Source organism: Oceanobacillus sp. GQ8 (assembly GCF_059758495.1).
The window spans coordinates 582,351-605,106 of sequence record NZ_JCAXEV010000003.1 but is presented as its reverse complement, the minus strand read 5'-3'; the positions used below and the strand labels follow the sequence as shown (position 1 = coordinate 605,106).

At 39.4% G+C, this 22,756-nt stretch carries 22 protein-coding genes and 1 other RNA gene; 5 read left to right on the top strand and 18 right to left on the bottom strand.

What is annotated here, in order from left to right; genetic code table 11:
* Positions 1–3: 3 nt before the first annotated feature.
* Complete coding sequence (gene cax, locus AC6CHS_RS11810) at positions 4–1,092, top strand: calcium/proton exchanger (protein ID WP_498236272.1); 1,089 nt, start codon at positions 4–6, stop codon at positions 1,090–1,092.
* A gap of 69 nt (positions 1,093–1,161) precedes the next feature.
* Here the strand turns inward: cax and copZ are convergent, their stop codons facing one another.
* Genes copZ through AC6CHS_RS11795 form a run of 3 tightly spaced genes read right to left on the bottom strand, consistent with a single transcriptional unit; the run spans position 1,162 to position 4,093 of the window.
* Positions 1,162–1,368 carry a copper chaperone CopZ gene (gene copZ / locus AC6CHS_RS11805; RefSeq protein ID WP_498236270.1) on the bottom strand — a complete coding sequence of 69 codons (207 nt, stop codon included), beginning with the start codon at positions 1,366–1,368 and terminating at the stop codon, positions 1,162–1,164.
* Positions 1,369–1,396: 28 nt separating this feature from the next.
* Positions 1,397–3,778, bottom strand: coding sequence for a heavy metal translocating P-type ATPase (locus AC6CHS_RS11800; RefSeq protein WP_498236268.1), 2,382 nt, complete (start codon positions 3,776–3,778; stop codon positions 1,397–1,399).
* A 12-nt stretch (positions 3,779–3,790) separates the two neighbouring features.
* Positions 3,791–4,093: a metal-sensing transcriptional repressor gene (locus AC6CHS_RS11795; RefSeq protein WP_498236266.1), complete on the bottom strand. Its 303-nt coding sequence runs from the start codon at positions 4,091–4,093 to the stop codon at positions 3,791–3,793.
* A 222-nt stretch (positions 4,094–4,315) separates the two neighbouring features.
* Between AC6CHS_RS11795 and AC6CHS_RS11790 the strand changes: the two genes are divergently transcribed.
* Positions 4,316–4,642 carry a four-helix bundle copper-binding protein gene (locus AC6CHS_RS11790; RefSeq protein ID WP_498236264.1) on the top strand — a complete coding sequence of 109 codons (327 nt, stop codon included), beginning with the start codon at positions 4,316–4,318 and terminating at the stop codon, positions 4,640–4,642.
* A complete protein-coding gene (locus AC6CHS_RS11785; RefSeq protein WP_498236500.1) occupies positions 4,569–4,739 on the top strand; it encodes a hypothetical protein in 171 nt (56 codons plus the stop codon). Before AC6CHS_RS11790 ends, AC6CHS_RS11785 begins: the two co-directional genes overlap by 74 nt.
* A 31-nt stretch (positions 4,740–4,770) precedes the next feature.
* Here the strand turns inward: AC6CHS_RS11785 and ssrA are convergent.
* From ssrA to secG, 6 genes are all read right to left on the bottom strand, one after another.
* Positions 4,771–5,135: a transfer-messenger RNA gene (ssrA, locus tag AC6CHS_RS11780) on the bottom strand.
* A gap of 114 nt (positions 5,136–5,249) precedes the next feature.
* Entirely contained in the window at positions 5,250–5,714 is a 465-nt protein-coding gene (smpB, locus tag AC6CHS_RS11775; protein WP_498236262.1) for an SsrA-binding protein SmpB, read from the bottom strand.
* Between the two features lie 72 nt (positions 5,715–5,786).
* On the bottom strand, positions 5,787–6,596 hold the full coding sequence (gene zupT / locus AC6CHS_RS11770) for a zinc transporter ZupT (RefSeq protein WP_498236261.1): 810 nt from the start codon (positions 6,594–6,596) through the stop codon (positions 5,787–5,789).
* Between the two features lie 520 nt (positions 6,597–7,116).
* Positions 7,117–9,288: a ribonuclease R gene (gene rnr / locus AC6CHS_RS11765; RefSeq protein WP_498236259.1), complete on the bottom strand. Its 2,172-nt coding sequence runs from the start codon at positions 9,286–9,288 to the stop codon at positions 7,117–7,119.
* A 49-nt stretch (positions 9,289–9,337) separates the two neighbouring features.
* Positions 9,338–10,084 (bottom strand): alpha/beta hydrolase, encoded by a 747-nt coding sequence (locus AC6CHS_RS11760; protein WP_498236490.1) that lies wholly within the window; start codon positions 10,082–10,084, stop codon positions 9,338–9,340.
* Between the two features lie 175 nt (positions 10,085–10,259).
* Entirely contained in the window at positions 10,260–10,493 is a 234-nt protein-coding gene (gene secG / locus AC6CHS_RS11755) for a preprotein translocase subunit SecG (protein WP_036574975.1), read from the bottom strand.
* Between the two features lie 183 nt (positions 10,494–10,676).
* Between secG and AC6CHS_RS11750 the strand changes: the two genes are divergently transcribed.
* Together AC6CHS_RS11750 and ptsP are read left to right on the top strand one after the other, a co-directional pair.
* Positions 10,677–11,600, top strand: coding sequence for an alpha/beta hydrolase (locus AC6CHS_RS11750; protein ID WP_498236257.1), 924 nt, complete (start codon positions 10,677–10,679; stop codon positions 11,598–11,600).
* A gap of 106 nt (positions 11,601–11,706) precedes the next feature.
* Complete coding sequence (ptsP, locus tag AC6CHS_RS11745; RefSeq protein WP_498236255.1) at positions 11,707–13,419, top strand: phosphoenolpyruvate--protein phosphotransferase; 1,713 nt, start codon at positions 11,707–11,709, stop codon at positions 13,417–13,419.
* A 74-nt stretch (positions 13,420–13,493) separates the two neighbouring features.
* Here the strand turns inward: ptsP and AC6CHS_RS11740 are convergent, their stop codons facing one another.
* From AC6CHS_RS11740 to AC6CHS_RS11700, 9 genes are all read right to left on the bottom strand, one after another.
* Positions 13,494–14,111: a nitroreductase family protein gene (locus AC6CHS_RS11740; protein ID WP_498236253.1), complete on the bottom strand. Its 618-nt coding sequence runs from the start codon at positions 14,109–14,111 to the stop codon at positions 13,494–13,496.
* Positions 14,112–14,140: 29 nt separating this feature from the next.
* On the bottom strand, positions 14,141–15,100 hold the full coding sequence (locus AC6CHS_RS11735; protein WP_498236252.1) for a nucleoside hydrolase: 960 nt from the start codon (positions 15,098–15,100) through the stop codon (positions 14,141–14,143).
* 173 nt (positions 15,101–15,273) lie between these two features.
* Complete coding sequence (eno, locus tag AC6CHS_RS11730) at positions 15,274–16,560, bottom strand: phosphopyruvate hydratase (protein ID WP_036574984.1); 1,287 nt, start codon at positions 16,558–16,560, stop codon at positions 15,274–15,276.
* Positions 16,561–16,622: 62 nt separating this feature from the next.
* Positions 16,623–18,158, bottom strand: coding sequence for a 2,3-bisphosphoglycerate-independent phosphoglycerate mutase (gene gpmI, locus AC6CHS_RS11725; RefSeq protein ID WP_498236250.1), 1,536 nt, complete (start codon positions 18,156–18,158; stop codon positions 16,623–16,625).
* Positions 18,158–18,913 carry a triose-phosphate isomerase gene (tpiA, locus tag AC6CHS_RS11720; protein ID WP_498236248.1) on the bottom strand — a complete coding sequence of 252 codons (756 nt, stop codon included), beginning with the start codon at positions 18,911–18,913 and terminating at the stop codon, positions 18,158–18,160. The genes gpmI and tpiA overlap by 1 nt, the downstream gene beginning before the upstream one ends.
* A gap of 36 nt (positions 18,914–18,949) precedes the next feature.
* Positions 18,950–20,131 (bottom strand): phosphoglycerate kinase, encoded by a 1,182-nt coding sequence (locus AC6CHS_RS11715; protein ID WP_498236246.1) that lies wholly within the window; start codon positions 20,129–20,131, stop codon positions 18,950–18,952.
* A 149-nt stretch (positions 20,132–20,280) separates the two neighbouring features.
* Positions 20,281–21,288: a type I glyceraldehyde-3-phosphate dehydrogenase gene (gene gap, locus AC6CHS_RS11710; RefSeq protein ID WP_036574991.1), complete on the bottom strand. Its 1,008-nt coding sequence runs from the start codon at positions 21,286–21,288 to the stop codon at positions 20,281–20,283.
* Positions 21,289–21,333: 45 nt separating this feature from the next.
* Positions 21,334–22,353 (bottom strand): sugar-binding transcriptional regulator, encoded by a 1,020-nt coding sequence (locus tag AC6CHS_RS11705; RefSeq protein WP_498236244.1) that lies wholly within the window; start codon positions 22,351–22,353, stop codon positions 21,334–21,336.
* 159 nt (positions 22,354–22,512) lie between these two features.
* Entirely contained in the window at positions 22,513–22,755 is a 243-nt protein-coding gene (locus AC6CHS_RS11700) for a glutaredoxin family protein (RefSeq protein WP_498236242.1), read from the bottom strand.
* Position 22,756: the final 1 nt, after the last annotated feature.

The window sequence follows — 22,756 nt, the reverse complement described above, 5'->3', positions numbered from 1 at the left end:
GTTATGTGGCAATTGAAAGAGAGGATATGTAAAATGAACAAATTGTTTATGATTTTAGCCTGCATTGGTCTACCACTTTCCATTATTGGTTCCATATTTCATTGGTCAGCTGTGATTATGTTCGGTATTTATTGTTTAACCATCATAGCCTTAGCAGGGTTTATTGGAAGAGCTACGGAAAGCCTAGCAATTGTATTAGGACCTCGGATTGGTGGTTTACTAAATGCGACATTCGGTAATGCCGTTGAACTTATTATTTCCTTTTTTTCACTGAAGGCCGGACTTGTAAGTATTGTTTTAGCTTCTTTAACTGGTTCCGTTTTGGGAAATCTGCTACTTGTAGGAGGGCTTTCTTTTTTCATTGGTGGTCTAAAATATAAACGACAATCTTTTAATAAACATGAGGCTCAACATAACGCAGGACTACTTATTTTTTCTGTAGTTGTCGCCTTCGTGATACCCGAGGTCTTTACAACAACGATGAATGACCAGGATACAATGTTCCTTAGCGTTGGGATTTCCATTATCTTAATCCTGTTATACTTAGCGGCCCTTTTATTTAAATTTGTTACACATCGAGGAGTTTACCAGTCCAATAATAAACAAAAGGAGACTCACGAAGAGGAAGAGCCTGAATGGAGTAAATTAAAAGCCATTATAATATTGGCTCTCTCAACCATCGCCGTTGCCTATGTTTCGGAACATCTTGTCTCTACATTCAATGAAGTCGGGGAAACATTTGGTTGGTCAGAATTATTTATTGGGGTTATTATTGTCGCTATTGTTGGTAATGCTGCAGAGCATGCCTCAGCCGTCATGATGGCATATAAAAATAAAATGGATGTAGCTGTAGAGATCATAGTAGGTTCAACACTGCAAGTAGCTATGTTTGTGCTTCCTATTCTCGTTTTACTATCACTTCTATTTACCACCTCCATGCCACTTGTCTTTACATGGCCTGAACTTATTAGTATGGTGACAGCAGTTTTATTAATGATCATGCTATCAAACGACGGTGACTCAAACTGGTTTGATGGATTAGCACTATTAGCAGCATATATCATTATGGGACTCGGATTTTATTTTATTTAAGGTCACCGAAATATTTTTCGAAATTAAAAAGCTGGCTTTCATCATAGAAAACCAGCTTTTTATTTATATTTAAGCTACTACATCGTAGCCTTGTTCTTCAATAGCGTTCTTCATGGCTTCAACATTTACTTTTGATTCATCAAAAGAAACATCTACTTTGCCTGCTTCCAACTTAACTACAGCTTCTGAAACGCCATTTAAATTATTCAATGCATTTTCAACTGACATCTTGCAATGTCCGCATGACATACCTTGAACATTCAATGTTTTTTCCACGATCTTCACCTCCTTTAAAATGTATAGCTTATAGTTTTGCTCGCTTTAAACGAAGTGAGTTAGAAACTACACTTACCGAGCTTAACGCCATTGCCGCTCCAGCTATCCATGGTGCAAGTAATCCGATTGCCGCGACTGGGATTCCAGCTGTATTATAACCAAAAGCCCAGAAAAGATTTTGGCGGATATTTCGAATTGTAGCATGGCTGATTCTAATTGCTTTTGGTATGAGCAATAGCTCTCCACCGAGAATGGTTACGTCAGCAGCTTCGATCGCTACTTCTGTACCAGTACCAATCGCAATTCCAATATCAGCAGTTACCAATGCTGGTGCATCGTTCACACCATCGCCGACCATTGCTACCTTTTTACCCTGTGCTTGTATTTCTTTCACTTTATCCGCTTTTTCTTCAGGTAACACTTGGGCAATCACTTGATCGATTCCTACTTGTTTTGCAATCGCTTGGGCTGTTCTTTCGTTATCTCCAGTCAACATGAAGACCTCTAAGCCCTGTTCTTTTAACTCTTTAATTGCTTGTATTGCTGATTCTTTAACTACATCTGCCACTGCGACAATTCCTCGATACTCTCCTTCAATGGCAATTAACATTGCTGTTTTACCCTCAGTTTCAAACTTAATTAATGTCTCTTCATTATTCTCAATATCTACTTGATGATCTGTCATCAGTTTTCGGTTACCTACAAGAATTTGCTTCCCCATAATTTTTGCTTCGATACCATGGCCAGGTATTGCATTGAATTCTTCCACATCTTGAAAGTCTATTTCATTTTCTGTTGCATAAGCCACAATCGCCCCTGCAAGTGTATGCTCCGAACCTTTCTCTGCACTAGCTAACAGCTGTAGAGCTTCCTGGTCACCAGAAAAGTCTGTTACTTCTGGCTTTCCTTTGGTAATAGTTCCTGTTTTATCAAGGACAATTGCATTTAGCTGATGTGTGCCTTCTAAGTGTTCTCCACCTTTAAACAAAATACCACTTTCCGCCGCTCTTCCTGTTCCGACCATAATCGAGGTCGGTGTAGCTAGCCCTAATGCACATGGGCAAGCAATAACAAGTACAGCAATTGCTGCAACTAAAGCTGGTTCAAATTGGCCTGGCTCAACAAATGCAATCCATACAACAAATGTTAGGATGGCGATACTTACAACAATCGGTACGAAATAGCCTGAAATAACATCTGCTAAACGTTGAATTGGCGCTTTTGACCCTTGTGCTTCCTCAACTACTTTGACTATAGAGGCTAGTGCCGTATCTTTCCCCACTTTTGTTGCTTCCATTTCAATAGAGCCATTTTTGTTAATTGTGGAGCCGATAACCGTGGCGTCCAGTTCCTTTTCAATTGGAATGGATTCACCAGTTATCATTGACTCATCTACTGAAGTTCTTCCCTTTACAACCATACCGTCTACGGGTATTTTCTCACCGGGTTTTACTACTAATCTTTCTCCAACAACAACTTCCTCTACAGGCAGCATGATTTCTTCGCCGTTTCTAATAACACGAGCCTCTTTGGCCTGTAAATTTAGTAACGAGGATAATGCATTTGTTGTCTGACTTTTGGCTTTTGCTTCCAGGTATTTTCCAAACAAGATGAGTGTAATGAGAATTGCACTGGTTTCAAAATATAAATGTGGCATATAGTCATTGCCAATCGTCTTGATTGCTTCGTATAAACTATAGAAGTAAGCAGCACTCGTGCCTAATGCCACAAGCACGTCCATGTTTGCCCCGCCATTTTTTAAGTTTTTGTACGCTCCCACATAAAACTGCCAACCAATGATAAATTGAACAGGCGTTGCTAGCGCGAATTGAAACCATGGGTTCATAAGTAGTGCTGGTATTTCCATATTAAATAAGTGAACAAGCATGGTTATTAATAAAGGCGCTGATAGCACGGCTGAGATGATCAACTTGGCTTTCTGCCGTTGCAAAGCTTTCTCTTTGTGCGTGCTCTTTCCTGCTGATTCCGTTTTAGGTTTTGCGTCATACCCTACATTTCTGATCTTCTCAATTAATGCTTTCGGGTCAGTCAAGCCTGGACTATATTCAATGGCTGCACTTTCAGTTGTTAAATTGACCGTTGCAGAATTAACACCTTCTTGCTTATTCAAAACCTTCTCGATACGAGTAGAACAAGCTGCACAGGTCATTCCCAATATATCTAGTTCTGTTTTTTCCATTAATACGCCATAGCCTACGTTTTCTATTTTCTTCGTAATATCTTCAATTGAAGCTTTCTCTATATCATAGCCCACCGTTGCTTTCTCCGTTGTTAAATTGACCTGAGCTTCCACTCCATCCATTTTATTCAAAACTTTTTCAATACGGCTAGAGCAAGCTGCACAGGTCATTCCTGTTATATTAAGGGTTGCATGATGTGTGTCGCTCATAATTCTCTCTCCTTATTTAGAAAACTGTTTCATAACACTCATTAGTTCTTCGATTGTTTCTTTTCCTTCGCCCTGCTTGATAGCATCACTAACACAATGGTTGATATGACGTTCCGTGACAGAAAACCCAACATTTTTCAGAGCAGATTGAATTGCGCTGATCTGGACCAATATATCCATACAATATCTATCCTCTTCAACCATCTTTTGAATGCCGCGTACCTGGCCTTCTATACGTTTCAAACGGTTGATAACCTTTTGTTTTTCACTTTGTGTTCTCGGTTTACTTGGGTGTTCATGTAAGAATTCATCCACATGGATCGCTCCTTTCGCTTACATATATACTATACCCCCACATGGTATATTGTCAAACTAAAAACTCCTTTTTTAAATGGATACATAAGAAATAATCATTTTTATCATACCCGTGTAAGGTATTAAAAATGCAAAAAGTGTTATGAAACGGTTTAATTGAGATTATATTGGGAATTGTATTTAAGACAGAGGAAAACTTGACTAATAGGAGGTTTATGAATAATGTCCCACGAACAACATCAGAATTTGATTCATTCATTACACGAGTGTGCCGTAGCATGTAATCATTGTTTCGATGCATGCTTGAAAGAAGAAGATGTCAAGATGATGGCCGAATGCATACGGTTAGACAGGGAATGTGCGGATATATGTAGTTACTTAGAGCATGCCCTTTCAAGAAATACACCATTCGCTTCTGAACTAGCAGCAGTCTGTGCCAAGATTTGTGAAGCATGTGGTAATGAATGTAAAAAACATGAACATGAACATTGCCAAAAATGTGCGGAAGCTTGTTTTAAGTGTGCAGAAGCATGTAAAAGTATTGCTTAATTACTTTAAACTAAAAAAGTTGCTCATCACGGTAAGTACCTTTGATGAGCAACTTTTCTTATGGGCTATTTTTCTATATAGAGGTTTATTGTTATAAGAAGACACAAAAAAACCACCAACATATGTATTGGTGGAGACGGAGGGAGTCGAACCCTCGTCCAGAGACATTGCCACTCAGGCTTCTACACGCTTAGTTGGTATATTATCATTCACTGGCACATTAGCCTACCAACAGGCTTTTGTGCAGCTAGTCTGATTGGTTTCAACGGTCATCCTCAGACGGTGGATGAACGTATAGCCCGTTTCAGTTGAGACCCTTCAATCTGCCACACGGGCGATAGCAGGAAGGATCGCTTAGCAGTGCTTACGCAGCTGCTAAAGCAGTGTTGTTGTTAAATTTGCCAGTTATATTTAGGCGAGTAACGTTTTACGAGCCGTAACCTCGACATGCGACCTGAGCTCAATCTATCCCTGTCGAATCCGTAACGTCCCCATAAAGGAAAACGCTCGGGTAAAATGAGCATTTATATAATTGTTTTGGTTCGTCATTACAATAAATAGTATACCATTTTTCGCGAAAAAGTCAAGAATCCTGTCGCTTACGGGCCTATCTCATATGATCCTTAATCGCCCGGTCAACGTCACGTTTCATCTGTTTCCGCTTCAGGTCTTCACGTTTATCATACTTCTTCTTCCCTCTTCCAAGACCTATCAAAATTTTAGCAAAGCCATTTTTAATATATATCTTTAATGGCACGAGTGCATAGCCTTGTTGCTGTGTTAAGCCGATCAATTTATCGATTTCCTTTCGATGCAACAAAAGCTTTCTCGTTCTAGTCGGATCATGGTTATACCGATTTCCCTGCTCATATTCTGCAATATGAAGATTAATTAGCTTTATTTCCCCGCGATCAATTCTTGCATGGGAATCTTTAATATTCACCCTACCTGCTCGAAGAGATTTAATTTCGGTACCTTGCAGTACGATCCCTGCTTCATATGTGTCTTCAATAAAGTATTCATGCGATGCTTTTTTATTTGTTGCGATTGCGTTTCCATGTCCTTTTGGCATCCGAATTTCCTCCTACTGCTTACGTGAACCTTATTCTATCAAAAAAAGAGGCAGAATCCAATCAGAACCCATTTAAATAATAAGTAGCAAACTTAACGCCATGACTGCCATGCCACCAATCAGCCCGTAGATCGAGATATGTGCCTCGTCGTATTTCTTTGCTGCAGGCAATAACTCATCTAGTGAAATAAACACCATTATCCCCGCTACCATTGCAAAGATAACCCCGAACATAATATCATTTAAAAAAGGCATCAAAATCAAAAAGGCTACTACAGCACCAATCGGCTCAGCTAATCCAGATAAAAAGGATAGTTTAAAGGCTTTCTTTTTATCGCCTGTTGCATAATAAATAGGAACGGAAACCGCAATACCCTCTGGAATATTGTGAATAGCGATGGCGATCGCAATGGCAAGCCCTAGTGCAGGATCCTGTATTGTGGATACAAAGGTAGCAATACCCTCTGGAAAATTATGAATCCCTATTGCCAAAGCTACGAAGGTTCCCGTCTTTAGTAATTGTGGGTCTCGTATGACAGCCCCTGGTTTTTTCATATCTTCTATTTTCTTCAGTTCATGGGGATTTGTTTGATTCGGAATCAAGCGATCTATAAATGTGATAAGTAGCATTCCAGCAAAAAAAGAGCCAACAGTCAGCCAATTCCCTCCAACTTCTCCAAGCTCTCCGACAAGGGATTCTTTCGCCTTAACGAAAATATCAACTAAGGATACATAAATCATTACCCCTGCTGAAAACCCCAGCGCAAAGGACAAAAATTTAGTATTGGTTGTCTTCGTAAAAAACGCCAGTAAACTACCTATACCTGTTGCAAGGCCGGCAAACAGCGTGAATAGAAAGGCCAGCAGTACCTCTTCTGTCATGGTCGTATCTCCTTTGTTGTAAAATGTACTTCCCCCACAGTAAAGTAAGATGAATGAGTTTTGATGGGGTGTTACATTTCCCACTGAAAAAATTTTAATCCTGCGAAAGGAACATATTTTCAGCTTATTACATTTTCTCTTTTTGGAAGCTTGTTTTTTTAAAAAAATCAGATTTTTATCCAACCAAACTGGCAATTCACCTTTCGAAAGGCAAGTAGTAATGAAGCTTTTTATGTGAGGCTAGTTCCGATTCGTTCAAGGGAAACTTCCACCAGATTAACGTTCCCTTTATTTCATTCCAGCTATTTAGTAGTGTAAGGGAACAAATGATTTACGTCAACAATATAGTTTACCTCAGGCAAAAAGGGATTAGAAAAACTCACTTTCGCCCTCTTTTAGCGAATGTGTACGTTTTTCTTATAAATTTCAACTACGTCGCCTTTGCCTCTTAACTAAAATTTTATACTTTCCTAACGTACAAAAAAAATAGCACTGATCTCATTAATCAGTGCTACCATTATTATCTAGGTCTTTTATTCTTTGTTTTCTTTCTTTTATTGTTATTTGGATTTTCAACTCGGGCTATTTCAAAATCCACCGCCCGTTCATCCGTATTTACACTAGCTACCTTTACTTTTACTTCGTCACCAATTCGGTAAACCTTCGCTGTTCTTTCTCCAATCATCGCATGTCTTCGTTCGTCGTAATGATAGTAGTCATCCGTTAAATAACTAACATGAACAAGTCCCTCAATGGTATTTTCAAGTTCAACGAACAATCCAAAGTTGGTAACGGAGCTGATAACCCCAGTGTATTCTTCGCCAATTTTGTCTTTCATGAATTCTGCCTTTTTCAGATCATCTGTCTCTCTTTCGGCATCGACAGCTGTACGTTCTCTTTCACTTGTATGTCTAGCAATCTCCGGCATGGCTTCTTTCCAATAATTCACTGTCTTCTGGTCCATTTGCTTATTGATTAAGTAGGTCCGAATAAGACGATGGACGATGAGATCCGGATAACGCCGGATTGGTGAAGTGAAGTGTGTATAGAACTCTGTAGCCAGCCCAAAATGTCCAACGCTTTGGGGATCGTATTTTGCCTGCTTCATAGAACGAAGCATTAATTTGGAAACAATCATTTCTTCTGGTTTATCTTGGACATCTTCAATTACTTTTTGTAAAGCTTGTGGGTGCACTTCATTGCTAGTACCTTTCACTGTATAACCGAGACTTGCAAGGAATTCAAAGAAATTTTGCAGTTTACCTTGGTCTGGTTCTTCATGAATCCGGTGAATAAATGGGACATCCATCCAGTGAAAATGCTCTGCAATCGTTTCATTTGCTGCTAGCATAAACTCTTCGATTAAACGTTCTGCTACAGAACGTTCTCTTAGCACAACATCCTGAGGCACTCCTTTTTCATCCACCAATACTTTTGATTCTTTAAAGTCAAAGTCTATAGCTCCACGGCCCATGCGTTTTCGGTTTAGTATGGACGCAAGCTCACCCATTTGTTCAAAAAATGGTACGAGCTCTTTATAGCGCTCCATTACTTCCTCATCTTTATCGACAAGTATTTTATTTACATCACTATACGTCATTCGTTCATTTGTTTTAATAACACTTTGGAAAATTTCATGATTGACTATATCTCCTGAGGAAGTAATCTCCATCTCACAACCTAATGTCAATCTATCCACCTTAGGATTTAACGAACAAATTCCATTTGATAGACGGTGCGGAATCATCGGAATAACCCGATCTACCAGGTAAACACTCGTCCCTCTGTCAAACGCCTCTTTGTCAATTGGGCTGTCTTTGTCAACGTAGTAACTAACATCAGCAATATAGACACCAAGCTTGTAGTTTCCATTATCTAATCTTTTAACAGAAACAGCATCATCCAGATCCTTTGCATCCGCACCATCGATAGTGACGATCGTTTCGTCTCTTAAGTCTCGACGACCTTGTAATTCTTCCTCTGCAATGGTCTCAGACGTATTTGCAGCCTGCTCTAGTACTTCTTCAGGGAAGTCAACCTTAATGCCATGCTTGTGAATAATGGAAATAATATCAATACCCGGGTCGTTTTTATGACCAAGTATATGAATGATTTCCCCTTCAGCACTTTTATGCTTTTCTGGATATTTTGTGATGTGAGCAATTACTTTGTGCCCACTCACAGCACCGTTGGTGGAACCTTTTGGAATAAAAATGTCATTGGGAATACGTTTGTCATCTGCTATTACAAACCCAAATGAACGATTATCCTCAAACGTTCCAACTACTTGAAGTGTGGCACGCTCCAATATGCGAATTACTGTTCCCTCTGGTCTTTGGCCATCCTGATCTTTCTTTTCAAGGCGGACAAGCACCTTATCATTGTTCATAGCAGATGCCAAGTCTGAATGATGGATATAGACGTCTGTTTGATCCTCATCATCTGGGATGAGGAAAGCGAATCCTTTTGCATGCATTTGGATCCGTCCTCTCACAAGGTTCATCTTCTCCGGAAGGCCAAATCTGTTCTTTCTCGTGCGCACAAGCTCTCCATTCTCCTCAAGCTCGTTCAGTGCTTTAACTAATTCTTTAAATTCAACTGCATCTTCAACTTCCAACACGTCTTCCAATTCATCTACGGATAATGGCTTCGTACCGTTTTCTTTAAAATAATTTCGTAATCTCTCTTTCATTCGCTCACCTTCTTTCTTTATTATTATTTACCTTTTATAAGAGTTATAATCATACTTCCCAGTCAAGCTGTTCTAGAAACTGATAAACCTCTTCAAAGACTTGTTCCTTTTCTTTTCCCATCGTAATCACATGGCCAGAATTCTCAAACCATTTTATTTCTTTCCAATCCGCTTCTACCTGATCGTAAATATAAGAAGCACTATCTGTATTAATCATTTCATCTTTTGTTGCCTGGATAACCATAGTTGGCGTATAAATGGTATCAATTTCATTCTTTACTTCTGTAATAAAGTTCCCAAGATCACGAAATACATTACTAGAATTTGCCATAAGCTCTTCTAGTTCAGATTTTATCGTTTCTTCCTCTTTTCCTTCCAACTGCTTGTACTCTTTAGAGAAAGCCTTAAATCCTTTCGTCAACTGGGTTTCATTATCAAAGAACATGGGGGAACACATCGTGATTACTGCTTTCGTCTTTTCCGAATATGCCAATTTCAAACCCAGAACTCCCCCAAGGGAAAGACCAGCTACGGCAATTTCTTTATACCCTAGTTCTTGCAAATGCCGGTACGCCTCTAGAACATCCTCCCACCACTCATCAGGGGTTGCTTTAATAAGCTCTTCAGGTGGCAAACCATGTCCTCGGTAAATCGGCGCATGGCTTGTGTAGCCTTGCTTTTCCAGATAGCGCCCGAGCATTCTTACATCTGCAGAGTGTCCAGTAAATCCATGTAATAATAATACCGCTCGCGGGCCTGCTTCAAACGTAAAAGGTTGTGGTTGTTTTACTTTCATTAGTGTTGCATCTCCTTTATATCTCTGTTTCACTTGATAGCCGTTCAATAAGTAACAGGAGGATAGAAAGGCTTCTCCTCCCACTACTTTTTCGAACATTCTATTTCTACTTTACCCTTTTTTCCTCCAGAATAAAAAGCAATAACCCTTATCACAATTGTGATAAGGGTTATTATTATTGTAGGATATATGCACTTAGAAATGCTAAAACGAAAAACAAAACACCGGTTACGATCGTTCCTCTGTGAAGAAAAAGATCAGCCCCTCTTGCCTTTTGTTTTCCAAATAACTGCTCAGCCCCACCAGAAATCGCACCAGACAGTCCTTCACTTTTCCCTGACTGAAATAATACAAAAATAATCATAACGATTGCATCAATAACTAACAATACATGTACTAAAGCTTCCATCTATGCAAGACACCCCCAGATACTAAAACACAAACAATCCGTTGTTTGCGTCTGAATATACCAATACTTATCTCTACTTTAGCACAATCTTGTTTTGGATAGCAAGTCTATTTTAAAAGGATAAATGTTATACTAGACTCACGTAATCATAGGATTAGGAAAACATTTGTAGGGGGACTCTAAATGATAGAAGAAGATTGGCTAGTAGTAGCAGACAATACGGAAATCTATTTTAAGAAATGGTATAACCCTAACCAACAACCAAAAGCGATTATCCAACTGGCTCATGGGATGGTGGAGCATATTAATCGTTATGATGACTTTGCAAAGCAGCTTGTAGATATGGGGTTTTATGTTTATGGGAATGATCATAGAGGACATGGGAAAACTGGTGAACGGCAAGGCTTATTAGGCTTCTTTGCAGATAAGGATGGTTTCTCAAAAGCGTCAGAGGACCTTTTAATGATGACAGAAAAAATAAAGGCAACAAACTCTTCCGTTCCGATCATTCTCTTTGGCCACAGTATGGGGTCCTTTCTAGTAAGACATTATATCCAGCAACATAGCCATGAGATCCATGGAGCCATTCTCTCTGGCACCGGCTATTTTCCATACCTCCAATCACGTGCTGGAAAATTCTTAGCGAGCCTACAGCCCACAAAAAAGCCCTCTGAACTGATGAATCGGCTTGCGTTTGGTCGTTATAATAAAAGAATAAAAGATAAACGCACGGAAGTGGATTGGTTAACCCGAAGTGAAACTGCAGTGCAGGATTATGAACGGGATCCACTCGCTGGTTTTGTCCCAACAGCTCGCTTTTTCTACGATCTAATGTCTGGTCTAATAGTGATTCAAGATAAACAACGTAATCAATCTATTCGAAAAGACCTTCCCATCCTATTATTAAGTGGTGATCAAGATCCAGTAGGCCAATATGGAAGTGGCGTATGGAAAACAGCTCAATTATATGACCAAGTAGGACTGAACCGTGTTACTACCATGCTGTTTGAAGAAGGTCGACATGAATTGCTATTTGAATTAAATAAGCATGAGGTCTATCGAGCCATCGAAGGTTGGATCACTGACACGTTACGTATCAAAGTTTAATCCTTGTGTAATAACGAGCAAGCGTTTAAAATAGACACTGGAGTGTATAAACGTATTTCACGGTTTTATCGCTAATATTTTTTTGCAATAAGGAAGGTTGGTCAAAATGAAAAATGTACAAGGAATCGCTGCATCATCCGGTATTGCTATTGCGAAGGCATACCAACTAGAAACACCTGATCTTTCATTTGAAAAGAAAACAATTGATAATCCACAAGTGGAAATAGAGAGATTGGAAAAAGCGCTTGACGTTTCAAAACAAGAGTTGGAAAAAATTAAAGCACATACGAAGGAACAGCTTGGTGACGAGCATGCAGAGATCTTTTCTGCACATTTATTAGTATTAAGTGACCCTGAGTTAATAAACCCAATGAAAGACAAAATAAACGCTGATAACGTGATGGCAGAAACAGCACTTGAAGAAACAGCTACCATGTTTATTGACATGTTCAAGAGCATGGACAACGAATACATGAGAGAGCGCGCTGCTGATATTCATGATGTTACTCAACGTGTGATGGCTCATTTACTTGGTGTAACATTCCCAGACCCTGCATTAATTAATGAGGAAGTAATAGTAATTGCCAAGGATTTAACACCATCTGACACAGCTCAATTAAACAGAGAATTTGTAAAAGGCTTCGCTACAGATATTGGCGGACGTACTTCCCACTCAGCAATTATGGCTAGATCACTTGAGATTCCAGCTGTAGTTGGAACCAAAGAAATTACGACTTCAGTATCTCAAGACGACATGGTGATTGTAGACGGGATGGAAGGGAAAGTAATCCTTAACCCATCTGAAGAAGAAATTGCATCCTACCGAGAAAAGCAAGAAACGTTTGCAAGACAAAAAGAAGAATGGGCTAAGTTAAAAGACGAGCCGACATTCACAGCTGACGGCGAGCAAGTAGAGCTTGCAGCAAACATCGGTACACCAGAAGATGTAACAGGTGTTCTGAACAATGGTGGCGAAGGTGTTGGACTTTACCGTACTGAATTTCTTTATATGGGTAAAAACGAGCTTCCTACAGAGGACGAGCAGTTTGATGCTTACAAATCCGTTCTGGAACAGATGCAAGGCAAGCCTGTTGTTGTACGTACACTAGATATCGGTGGCGATAAAGAGCTAAACTACTTAGATTTACCGAAAGAACTGAATCCGTTCCTTGGATTTAGAGCAATTCGCTTCTGTTTGGAAAATGAAGATGTTTTCCGTCCGCAACTACGCGCACTATTACGTGCAAGTGTTTACGGAAACTTGAAAATCATGTTCCCAATGATTGCGACAATTGAGGAATTCAGAAAAGCTAAAGCAATTCTTCTTGATGAAAAAGAAGCACTTAAAAACGAAGGAAAAGACGTTTCGGATGATATCGAAGTAGGTATCATGGTAGAAATCCCTTCTACGGCCGTAATTGCAAAACAATTTGCTAAAGAAGTAGATTTCTTCAGTGTTGGTACAAATGACTTAATTCAATACACGATGGCTGCAGATCGTATGAACGAACAAGTTTCTTACCTTTACCAGCCATACCATCCAGCTATCTTAAACCTAATTAATAACGTTATTGAAGCAGCACACAGTGAAGATAAATGGGTTGGTATGTGTGGAGAAATGGCTGGTGAGCCGTTAGCAATTCCAATTCTTCTAGGACTTGGGCTTGATGAATTCAGCATGAGTGCAACTTCTATCTTGCCTGCACGTACACAATTGAAGGAGCTTTCTAAGAAAAAACTTGCTTCCAATAAAGAAAAGATCCTTTCCATGGGCACAGCAGATGAAGTCTTAGAATTTGTAAATGAGCTAATTAACTAAGTTTAAATAAAGAGATAATAAAGCCGAAGGGAATCGTTGAGTTTAACGAATTACCCTCCGGCTTTTTCTATACTTTATTTATTTATAATTTCCAGTTTTTCTTCTATTGGGGTTCGACCTTTATTACGCGGAACTTTTTGTGGGTATCCCATTTGAAGTACAGCAGCAATTTTCATCACGTCACTATTTATTCCAACTCTTTCTACAAACTTTTGATCATGCATGTATGGTGTAATAGTCCACAACACTCCTACACCGTGTTCCCAGGCAGCGAGTTGGACGTTTTGGATAAATGCACATACTGCAGCATAATCTTCCTCATAGCGAATAGGGTCTTCTTCCACTTCAAAGGAAATTACCGCATGGTGCGGAATTTCTAATAAAAACTGTTTCATCGATTCCTTCATTTTTATAGTTTTAGACTCTTTGTCTGTACCAAGCATACCAATTCTTTCGTAACTCGATATGATCTCATCGACAAAGAATTGCTTTCCCTTTTCTTGAAATATTTTTATTTGCCAAGGTTCCTTCATGTAATGTGTCGGTGCATAGGAAGCGTAGTGAAAGATATCCTGTAATATATTATTCTGCACTTCCTCTTTTTTAAAAGTATGTATGGACCGTCTGTTTTTTATCGAGTCTAAAATAGAAATGCGCTTCACCCTCCCGCTTATCCTTTTTACAAATAGCATAGCAGGGCTTCCTTTTAAAGGTCAATGGGTTAGGTGAAACGCTGGCCACTCATTACAGTCATAAAATCCATAAAGAACTGTTTATAGTTTAATTGGAAGGCGATGTCATGTTTCTTTGATTCAACTTCCCCATCTGTAAGAAAAGGTCTGATGTCGGCAATGCTTTGCCCGCGTTCTGTCCCTTCAGCTGCCTGTACAATGTTTACCGGTAATCTTTCATATGTAAGCATATCTGGCTTGATTACAGCCATTAAAGTTAATACATCATGCAATGGACTACCAGTGCTTGATGGATTTCTTTCTTTATAAAAATTATAATAATAGTCTAATAGCGGTTTTACAATATCTATCGGGCCATACGCGTCAATATAATCTACCATTTTTGGTGTTGCGATTGCTTGCTCTGTTACATTTAAAGGTACAATTTTTACATTTTCTGCATATCGAAGTACTACCTGTGCAGCAACCGGATCACCATAGAAATTGGCTTCAGATACAGCCGTAATATTACCCGGAACCCAAAAAGCCCCTCCCATTACATAATACCCCTTTATCTTACGCATCAAATCACCATATAGCAGAAACATTGTTGCTAATGAAGTTAAACGACCAATATTAACGATCAGTAAATCCTCATTTTCTTTGATAATATTCACGATTTCATGAAAATTTTCTGTAATACCATTCATGAAATTTACAGGAGGGATAATTGGCCCTAGGCCAAACTCTCCGTGAATCTCATGCACGTATTCAGGGAGTTCGCCAGTCATTGGTGCTTCAGCTCCTACAATGATGGTTACCTGTTCTGTCATTTCACTGCTTAATAATGTCCGCACATATTGAATATTGGCCAATGCATTTTCCCTTGAGATATTCCCATAGTCAGCTACAACTCCGACAACATCAATCTCATCATTTAAATAGGCATAAATTAGTGCAACCGTGTCATCTATTCCAATATCGCCAAAAAGCAATACCTTTTGCGCCACTTTAATCTCCCCCTGTATAATTTTTACATTACATCCTATTTTATTTAACTACAATTTGTCCTATGCTAGGCTGAATGATATTTTCAATTAAAAACAGGGGTCGAGGTTTCCAGATAAAGCAAAAAAGCATCACCCTTGCTCTTTGCAAGAGTGATGCTACACATTGTGTTTGTTTATTTTTTCAAGTTATAGAATGAATCTAAGCCACCATATACTCCTAGACCAGCTAATTCATCTTCAATACGTAATAGTTGATTGTATTTCGCTACACGGTCTGTACGAGAAGGTGCACCCGTTTTAATTTGTCCAGCATTTGTAGCAACAGCGATATCAGCGATCGTTGCATCTTCTGTTTCACCTGAGCGGTGAGAGATAACAGCAGTGTATCCAGCGCGTTTCGCCATTTCAATTGCTTCAAATGTTTCAGTAAGTGTACCAATTTGGTTCACTTTAACAAGAATAGAATTTCCTACACCTTGCTCAATACCTTGGGAAAGCTTCGTAGTGTTTGTAACAAATAGATCATCCCCAACTAATTGAACACGGTCACCAAGACGGTCTGTCAATAGTTTATGACCTTCCCAGTCGTTTTCATCAAGACCATCTTCAATAGAGATGATTGGGTATTTATTTACCATTTCTTCATACCAGTCTACCATTTCAGCAGATGTACGAACAACACCCTCGCCTTTTAGGTTATATTTGCCATCTTCGTAAATTTCGGAAGCGGCAACGTCCATAGCAAGCTTCACTTCTTCACCTGGTTTGTAACCAGCTGCTTCAATTGCTTCTACAATCGTTTGGAGAGCTTCTTCATTTGAACCAAGGTTTGGAGCAAATCCACCTTCGTCACCTACACCAGTGTTATATCCTTTTGAGTTAAGAACTTTTTTCAAAGAGTGGAAAATCTCAGCACCTGTACGTAATGCTTCTTTGAAAGTAGGAGCAGCTACTGGCATAATCATGAATTCTTGGATATCAACATTGTTATCTGCATGCTCTCCACCATTTACGATGTTCATCATAGGTGTTGGCAATGTTTTAGCATTGAATCCACCAAGATAGTTGTAAAGTGGTACTTCTAGATAGCTAGAAGCCGCATGAGCTACAGCCATGGAAACACCAAGAATAGCGTTTGCACCTAATTTTCCTTTGTTTTCTGTTCCATCAAGTTCAATCATTAATGCATCAATGATATTTTGACGGGTTACATCAATACCCACTAATTCTGGTGCGATTACTTCATTTACGTTTTGTACTGCTTTTTCCACACCTTTACCTAAATAGCGGTCTTTGTCACCGTCACGTAATTCAACAGCTTCGTATTCTCCAGTGGAAGCACCACTTGGTACTAGAGCAGATCCAAATGCACCGGACTCTGTGAATACTTCTACCTCTACTGTTGGGTTACCGCGTGAATCAAGTACTTCTCTTGCATAGACATCTGTAATATATGGCATGTAAATCTCTCCTTTTTTTGGTTTCTCATTCATCTTACCTGACTTTTGTTAAGATAGGCAACTTACTTTAGTAAAGATTTTCCTGTCATTTCCTCTGGCTTGGAAACATCCAGTAGATCAAGTAGAGTTGGAGCAAGATCTGCAAGAATTCCGCCGTCGCGTATTGTTGCATCTTCTTTTGTTACGATAACAGGCACAGGGTTTGTCGTATGTGCTGTCATTGGGTCTCCATCCACTGTGATTACTTCATCAGAATTACCGTGATCAGCGGTAATAATTGCATTTCCACCAAGAGAAACGATTTTATCGATTATTTTACCTAAGCATTCATCCACTGTTTCAATTGCTTTTATCGTTGGCTCTAGCATACCAGAATGACCAACCATATCAGGGTTTGCAAAGTTTAAGATAATCGCATTTTGATTTCCTTCATCAAGTTCTTTTAACAAAGCGTCTGTTACTTCATATGCACTCATCTCAGGCTGGAGGTCATAAGTAGCAACTTTTGGAGAATCGATAAGAACACGTTTTTCTCCTTCAAATTCTTTTTCACGACCGCCACTCATAAAGAATGTAACATGTGGATACTTCTCTGTCTCCGCAATACGTAACTGATTTAAATTGTTTTGCGCCAGTACTTCACCAATCGTGTTATCAAGATTTGCCGGTTCGTAAGCTACGTAGCCATCCACCGATTCACTGAAATTGGTTAGCATAACAAAGTCAAGATCCTTCGGTACATTTTCTCCCCTATCGAAATCACGGAAATCTTTATTGGCAAAAGTACGAGAGATTTGAATAGCTCTGTCTGGACGGAAGTTATAAAAGATGATGGAATCTTCGTCCTGTACTTTACCTACTGGGTCGCCACTTTCATCTGTAATCACAGAAGGAAGTACGAATTCATCATAAATGCCGTTTTTGTAGGAATCTTCTACTACTTCTTCAGCATTTGTGTATGTCGGCCCGTCACCGTGAACCATCGCATCATATGCTTTCTTAACGCGATCCCAACGCTTATCGCGATCCATGGAATAATAGCGTCCAGAAACCGTTGCAATTTTTCCGACGCCCAGCTCTTTCATTTTATCTTCTGTTTGGGCAATGTACTTTTTAGCTGTTTGCTGGCCTACGTCACGGCCATCTAAAAATGCATGTACATAAACCTCTTCCAGGCCATTGTCTTTGGCAAGCTTCAGCAATGCGAACATATGGCTGATATGACTGTGGACACCACCATCAGATAATAGACCAAAGATGTGCAATGCCTTGCCTTTTTCTTTAGCAGAACGAATTGATTTTAAGAAAGCTTCTTTTTCGAAAAAGTCTCCTTCTTTTATAGAAAGGTTCACTCTCGTTAAACTTTGATACACAATTCTACCTGCACCGATATTTAGATGACCTACTTCGGAGTTACCCATTTGACCTTCAGGCAGGCCTACAGCCTCTCCACTGGCGGTTAGCTGATTATGAGCGTACTTTTCCCAGAATCGGTCGAAATTAGGTGTATTAGCTTGTTTTACCGCATTTCCCATCTCTTCATCGCGTATCGCAAATCCGTCAAGGATAATCAATGCAGCTAATTTATTTTGTGTCATTATTTACCAGCCTCCACGAGCTGCAAGAATGAGTCTGCCTCCAGACTTGCTCCGCCAACTAAGGCACCATCAATATCTGATTGAGCAAGTAATTCCTTAATGTTTGCTGGTTTCACACTGCCACCATATTGTAGAACAACTTTTTCTGCTGTTTCTTCTGATGTCACATCTTTTACAACATTACGGATATGGGTACAAACTTCATTTGCTTGTTCACTTGTAGCTGTTTTTCCAGTTCCGATTGCCCAGATTGGTTCGTACGCAATAATCGTACTAGCTACCTGGTCCTCAGAAAGTCCTTCTAAAGCAGCTTTTACCTGGTTGCCTACATGATTCATTGTTTCATTTGCTTCACGTTGATCAAGTGTTTCACCAACACAAACGATTGGAGTTAGACCGTGTTTAAATGCAGCCTGTGTTTTTTTATTTACCGATTCATCTGTTTCTGCAAAAAGCTCTCTACGCTCAGAGTGTCCAAGTACGACATGTGTAACGCCAAGATCTTTCAACATTCCAGGACTTACTTCCCCTGTGAATGCACCACTTTCTTCATAATGCATGTTTTGTGCCGCTATTTTCACTGGTGAATTTTTTGTTTGCTCAACCAAGCTTGCAAGGAAAGGGAATGGTGCACAAACAATTGCTTCAGTCTGGTCTGATTCGGGAGCTTTATTTACAACTTCTCCTACAAATTCAGTCGCCTCAGACAATACTTTGTTCATTTTCCAGTTACCTGCAATCACATTTTTACGCATACGATCACCTCTTAAATAAATTTTGATTCCATACAATTATTTATCGTTTAAAGCTTCCACACCTGGAAGTGCTTTGCCTTCCATGAATTCTAGGGATGCTCCACCACCGGTAGAAACATGATCCATGTCTTGCGCATAATCAAATTTCTCTACTGCAGCAGCAGAATCTCCACCACCAATTACAGTATAACCTTCTGTGTTTGCAAGGCTCTCTGCAACAGCTTTTGTGCCACCAGCAAATACGTTTAATTCAAATACTCCCATTGGTCCATTCCAAATTACTAGTTTGGAATCTGCCACAATCTGGCTGTATTTCTCACGCGTTTTTGGCCCGATATCTAATGCTTCCCAATCTGCAGGAATCTCTTGAATATCTACAATTTTGGTATTTGCCTCTTCAGAGAAGTCATCTGCTACAACAACATCTACAGGCAATACAAAATTGACGCCGTTATCTTTTGCTTTTTGCATGAATTCTTTCGCAAGATCCAGTTTATCTTCTTCTAATAAAGATTTTCCAATTTCATGGCCTTGTGCTTTGATAAACGTATACGCAAGTCCACCACCAACGATAAGGTTATCTACTTTATCAAGAAGGTTATCAATTACATTAATTTTATCTTTAACTTTCGCTCCACCTATAATGGCTGTAAAAGGACGCTCAGGGTTTTCAAGTGCTTTACCCAGTACCGCAATTTCCTTTTCCAAAAGTTTACCAGCAACTGCTGGAAGCTTCTCCGCAACACCTGCAGTGGAAGCATGTGCACGGTGAGCTGCGCCAAAGGCATCATTTACATAGATATCAGCCATATCTGCGAATGCTTGAGCAAGCTGTTCGTCATTTTTTTCTTCTCCTGCTTCAAAGCGTACATTCTCTAAAAGTAGAATATCGCCATCACTTAAGCGAGATAGGGCTTCGTTTACTTCACTGCCGTATACTTCGTCTGTTTTCACTACTTCTTTGCCAAGAAGATCGCTAAGACGTTTTGCAACAGGGTCAAGGCGTAACTCTTCCACTGCTTCGCCCTTTGGACGACCTAAATGACTTGCAAGAATAACGGTGGCACCTTGTTCACTAAGATACTGGATAGTCGGCAGGGCTGCCTTAATTCTAGTATCGTCAGTAACCTCTCCGTCCTTCATTGGTACGTTAAAATCGACACGACAAAAGACCTTTTTACCTTTAACGTCAATGTCTTGAAGTGTTTTCTTATTCATTAAAACAACCTCCTGCTTTATTAAATTATGTAGCACTTATAGCTTTTCCCTTAATAGTTTGAGGTTAATCATGTAACAAGGAAAAGACGAAGGAGGATTTATCTCCTCCTCCGCCTGCTTAATTAACCTGACTGCTGGTAAGGTGAATCTTACAGTCCTTGTTTTTTAAGAAATGCAGCTAGATCCACACAGCGTGAAGAATAACCCATTTCATTGTCATACCAAGAGATTACTTTAACCATGTTATCTTCAAGTACCATAGTTGATAGACCATCAATGATTGATGAATGTGAGTTACCTACGATATCAGAAGAAACAAGTGGCTCTTCGCTGTACTCAAGGATTCCTTTAAGATCGCCTTCTGCAGCTTCTTTCAATGCAGCATTAACGTCTTCAGCTGTTACGTTTTTATCCAACTCTACTACTAGGTCAACTAGAGAACCGTCTGGAGTTGGAACGCGAACTGCTCCACCGTTTAATTTGCCGTTTAATTCAGGAAGTACTTTACCTACTGCTTTCGCTGCACCAGTTGTAGTTGGAATAATGTTTTCTGCTGCTGCACGAGCACGACGGTAGTCTTTATGTGGCAAATCAAGGATTTGCTGATCGTTAGTGTAAGAGTGAATTGTTGTCATCAAGCCACGTTTAACACCAAATTTATCATTTAATACTTTTGCATATGGTGCAAGACAGTTTGTAGTACAAGAAGCGTTAGAGATAATGTTATGGCTAGATGGATCGTATTGATCATCGTTAACACCCATAACTAGTGTAAGATCTTCATCTTGTGCAGGTGCGGAAATAATTACTTTTTTCGCTCCAGCTTCAATGTGTTTCTGTGCATCTTCACCTTTAGTGAAGCGACCAGTTGATTCAATAACAACTTCTACACCAAGATCTCCCCAGCCTAGATCTGCAGGGTTACGCTCAGAAAGCACTTTAATTTCTTTTCCACCAACAACAAGGTTGGAACCATTTACTGAAATTTCTTGATCAAGTTTACCATGAACAGAATCGTATTTTAACAAATGTGCTAGCATATTAGCATCTGTTAAATCGTTTACTGCTACTACTTCTACTTCATCATTTTTAAGTGATTGACGAAATACGTTACGTCCAATTCTACCAAAACCATTAATACCTACTTTTACTGCCATGTATATTCCTCCTATAAATAGAAATTAATTTTATATATAAAAGGGTTACCCCTTCAATATCTCTTTCGCGGCTGCTTCATCCGTGATCAGAAGATTGCTCTTCCCTTGTTTAAAATAAGAATCGATTGCTTTTCCTTTGGAGCTACCGCCCGCAATGGTTACAACATGATCGATTGTTTGAAGGTCCTCTAATTGAATGCCTACGGTGCGTACCTTATATACAACATTACCCATTGCATCAAAATAGTAACCAAATGCTTCACTGATAGCCTGTTTGTTATGGAGTTCCACAGAAACCTGCTCGGGTGTTTTTCGACGTTTCGCCATTGTCATGGCATCGCCAATTCCGTGAAGGACAACTGTTGCTCCCTTAACATGCTGAAGTGTCTCGTTAATAGATGGCTCGTTTATAATGGTCTGATAAGCAGATTCACTCAAAGGATCTGGCGCATAGAGCAAACGGTATTGTACCCCGGCTTTTCTGGCCATTTCAGCAACGATTGTGTTGGCTTGGTTTTCTACCTTTTCCCCAATTCCCCCACGCGCTGGTACAAATAAATAGTTATTTGCCTTATCTAATGGGTTCATGACATTCGCTACAGCTGCCATCGTAGTCCCACCAGTAACTGCGATTATATCCTCGTTATCTACTACAGACTGAAGAAAGGAAACACATGCTTTCCCCATTTCTTGTTTGACCCATTCATATTGATCACTATTTCCAGGCACCACAATGACCTGCTCAATATTCAATTTATCCTTGATTTGCTTTTCTAAAACACTTAAACCTTTAATTTCATTCATAAATTCGGCCAACTGTTCTAGAATTACCTTACCCTCTTTTGAGATATACATTCCTTTTGTGGTAATTTTTATGAGTCCTTGTTTAGATAAGAAGTCAACCTCACTACGGGCATTTCTTTCAGACATACCAGTGTTTTCCGCCAAACTACGTCTTCCAATTGGCTGAAACAAGTCTACACTGTGCAATACAGCATACCTTTGCTGCATTACTTCCACTAAATCTGGAACTAGTTTTTTCTGCAAATCAATTAGATCACTCATTCAGATCCCCTCTTGTTGGACACAAAATGTCCCAGATGGTTATATTATGTCCCAGAAACATCAAAAAAAACTTCCTTCGACATTTATTATAGCAAAGATATAAAATTTCACAACTAAAATGAATCGTTCAGATTTTACACTTCCCCAAAAGGAAGGTAGCTATTCACCATTTTGTAATGCTCGTACAAGTGTATTCCATCCCATTTGGGAACCATCAACAAAATCCTTTCCGATAATCACACATGGGATAAGTAAATGATAGCGCTCCATCCACTCATCATTCATTTCGATATCCCTTTCTATTAAATTGAAGCTATAATCCTTTTGAAGAAGCTCCAACATCATTTTTGCTTCATCACATAATGAACAAGGATTCTTTGTGTATAAAATTACATTTCTCATG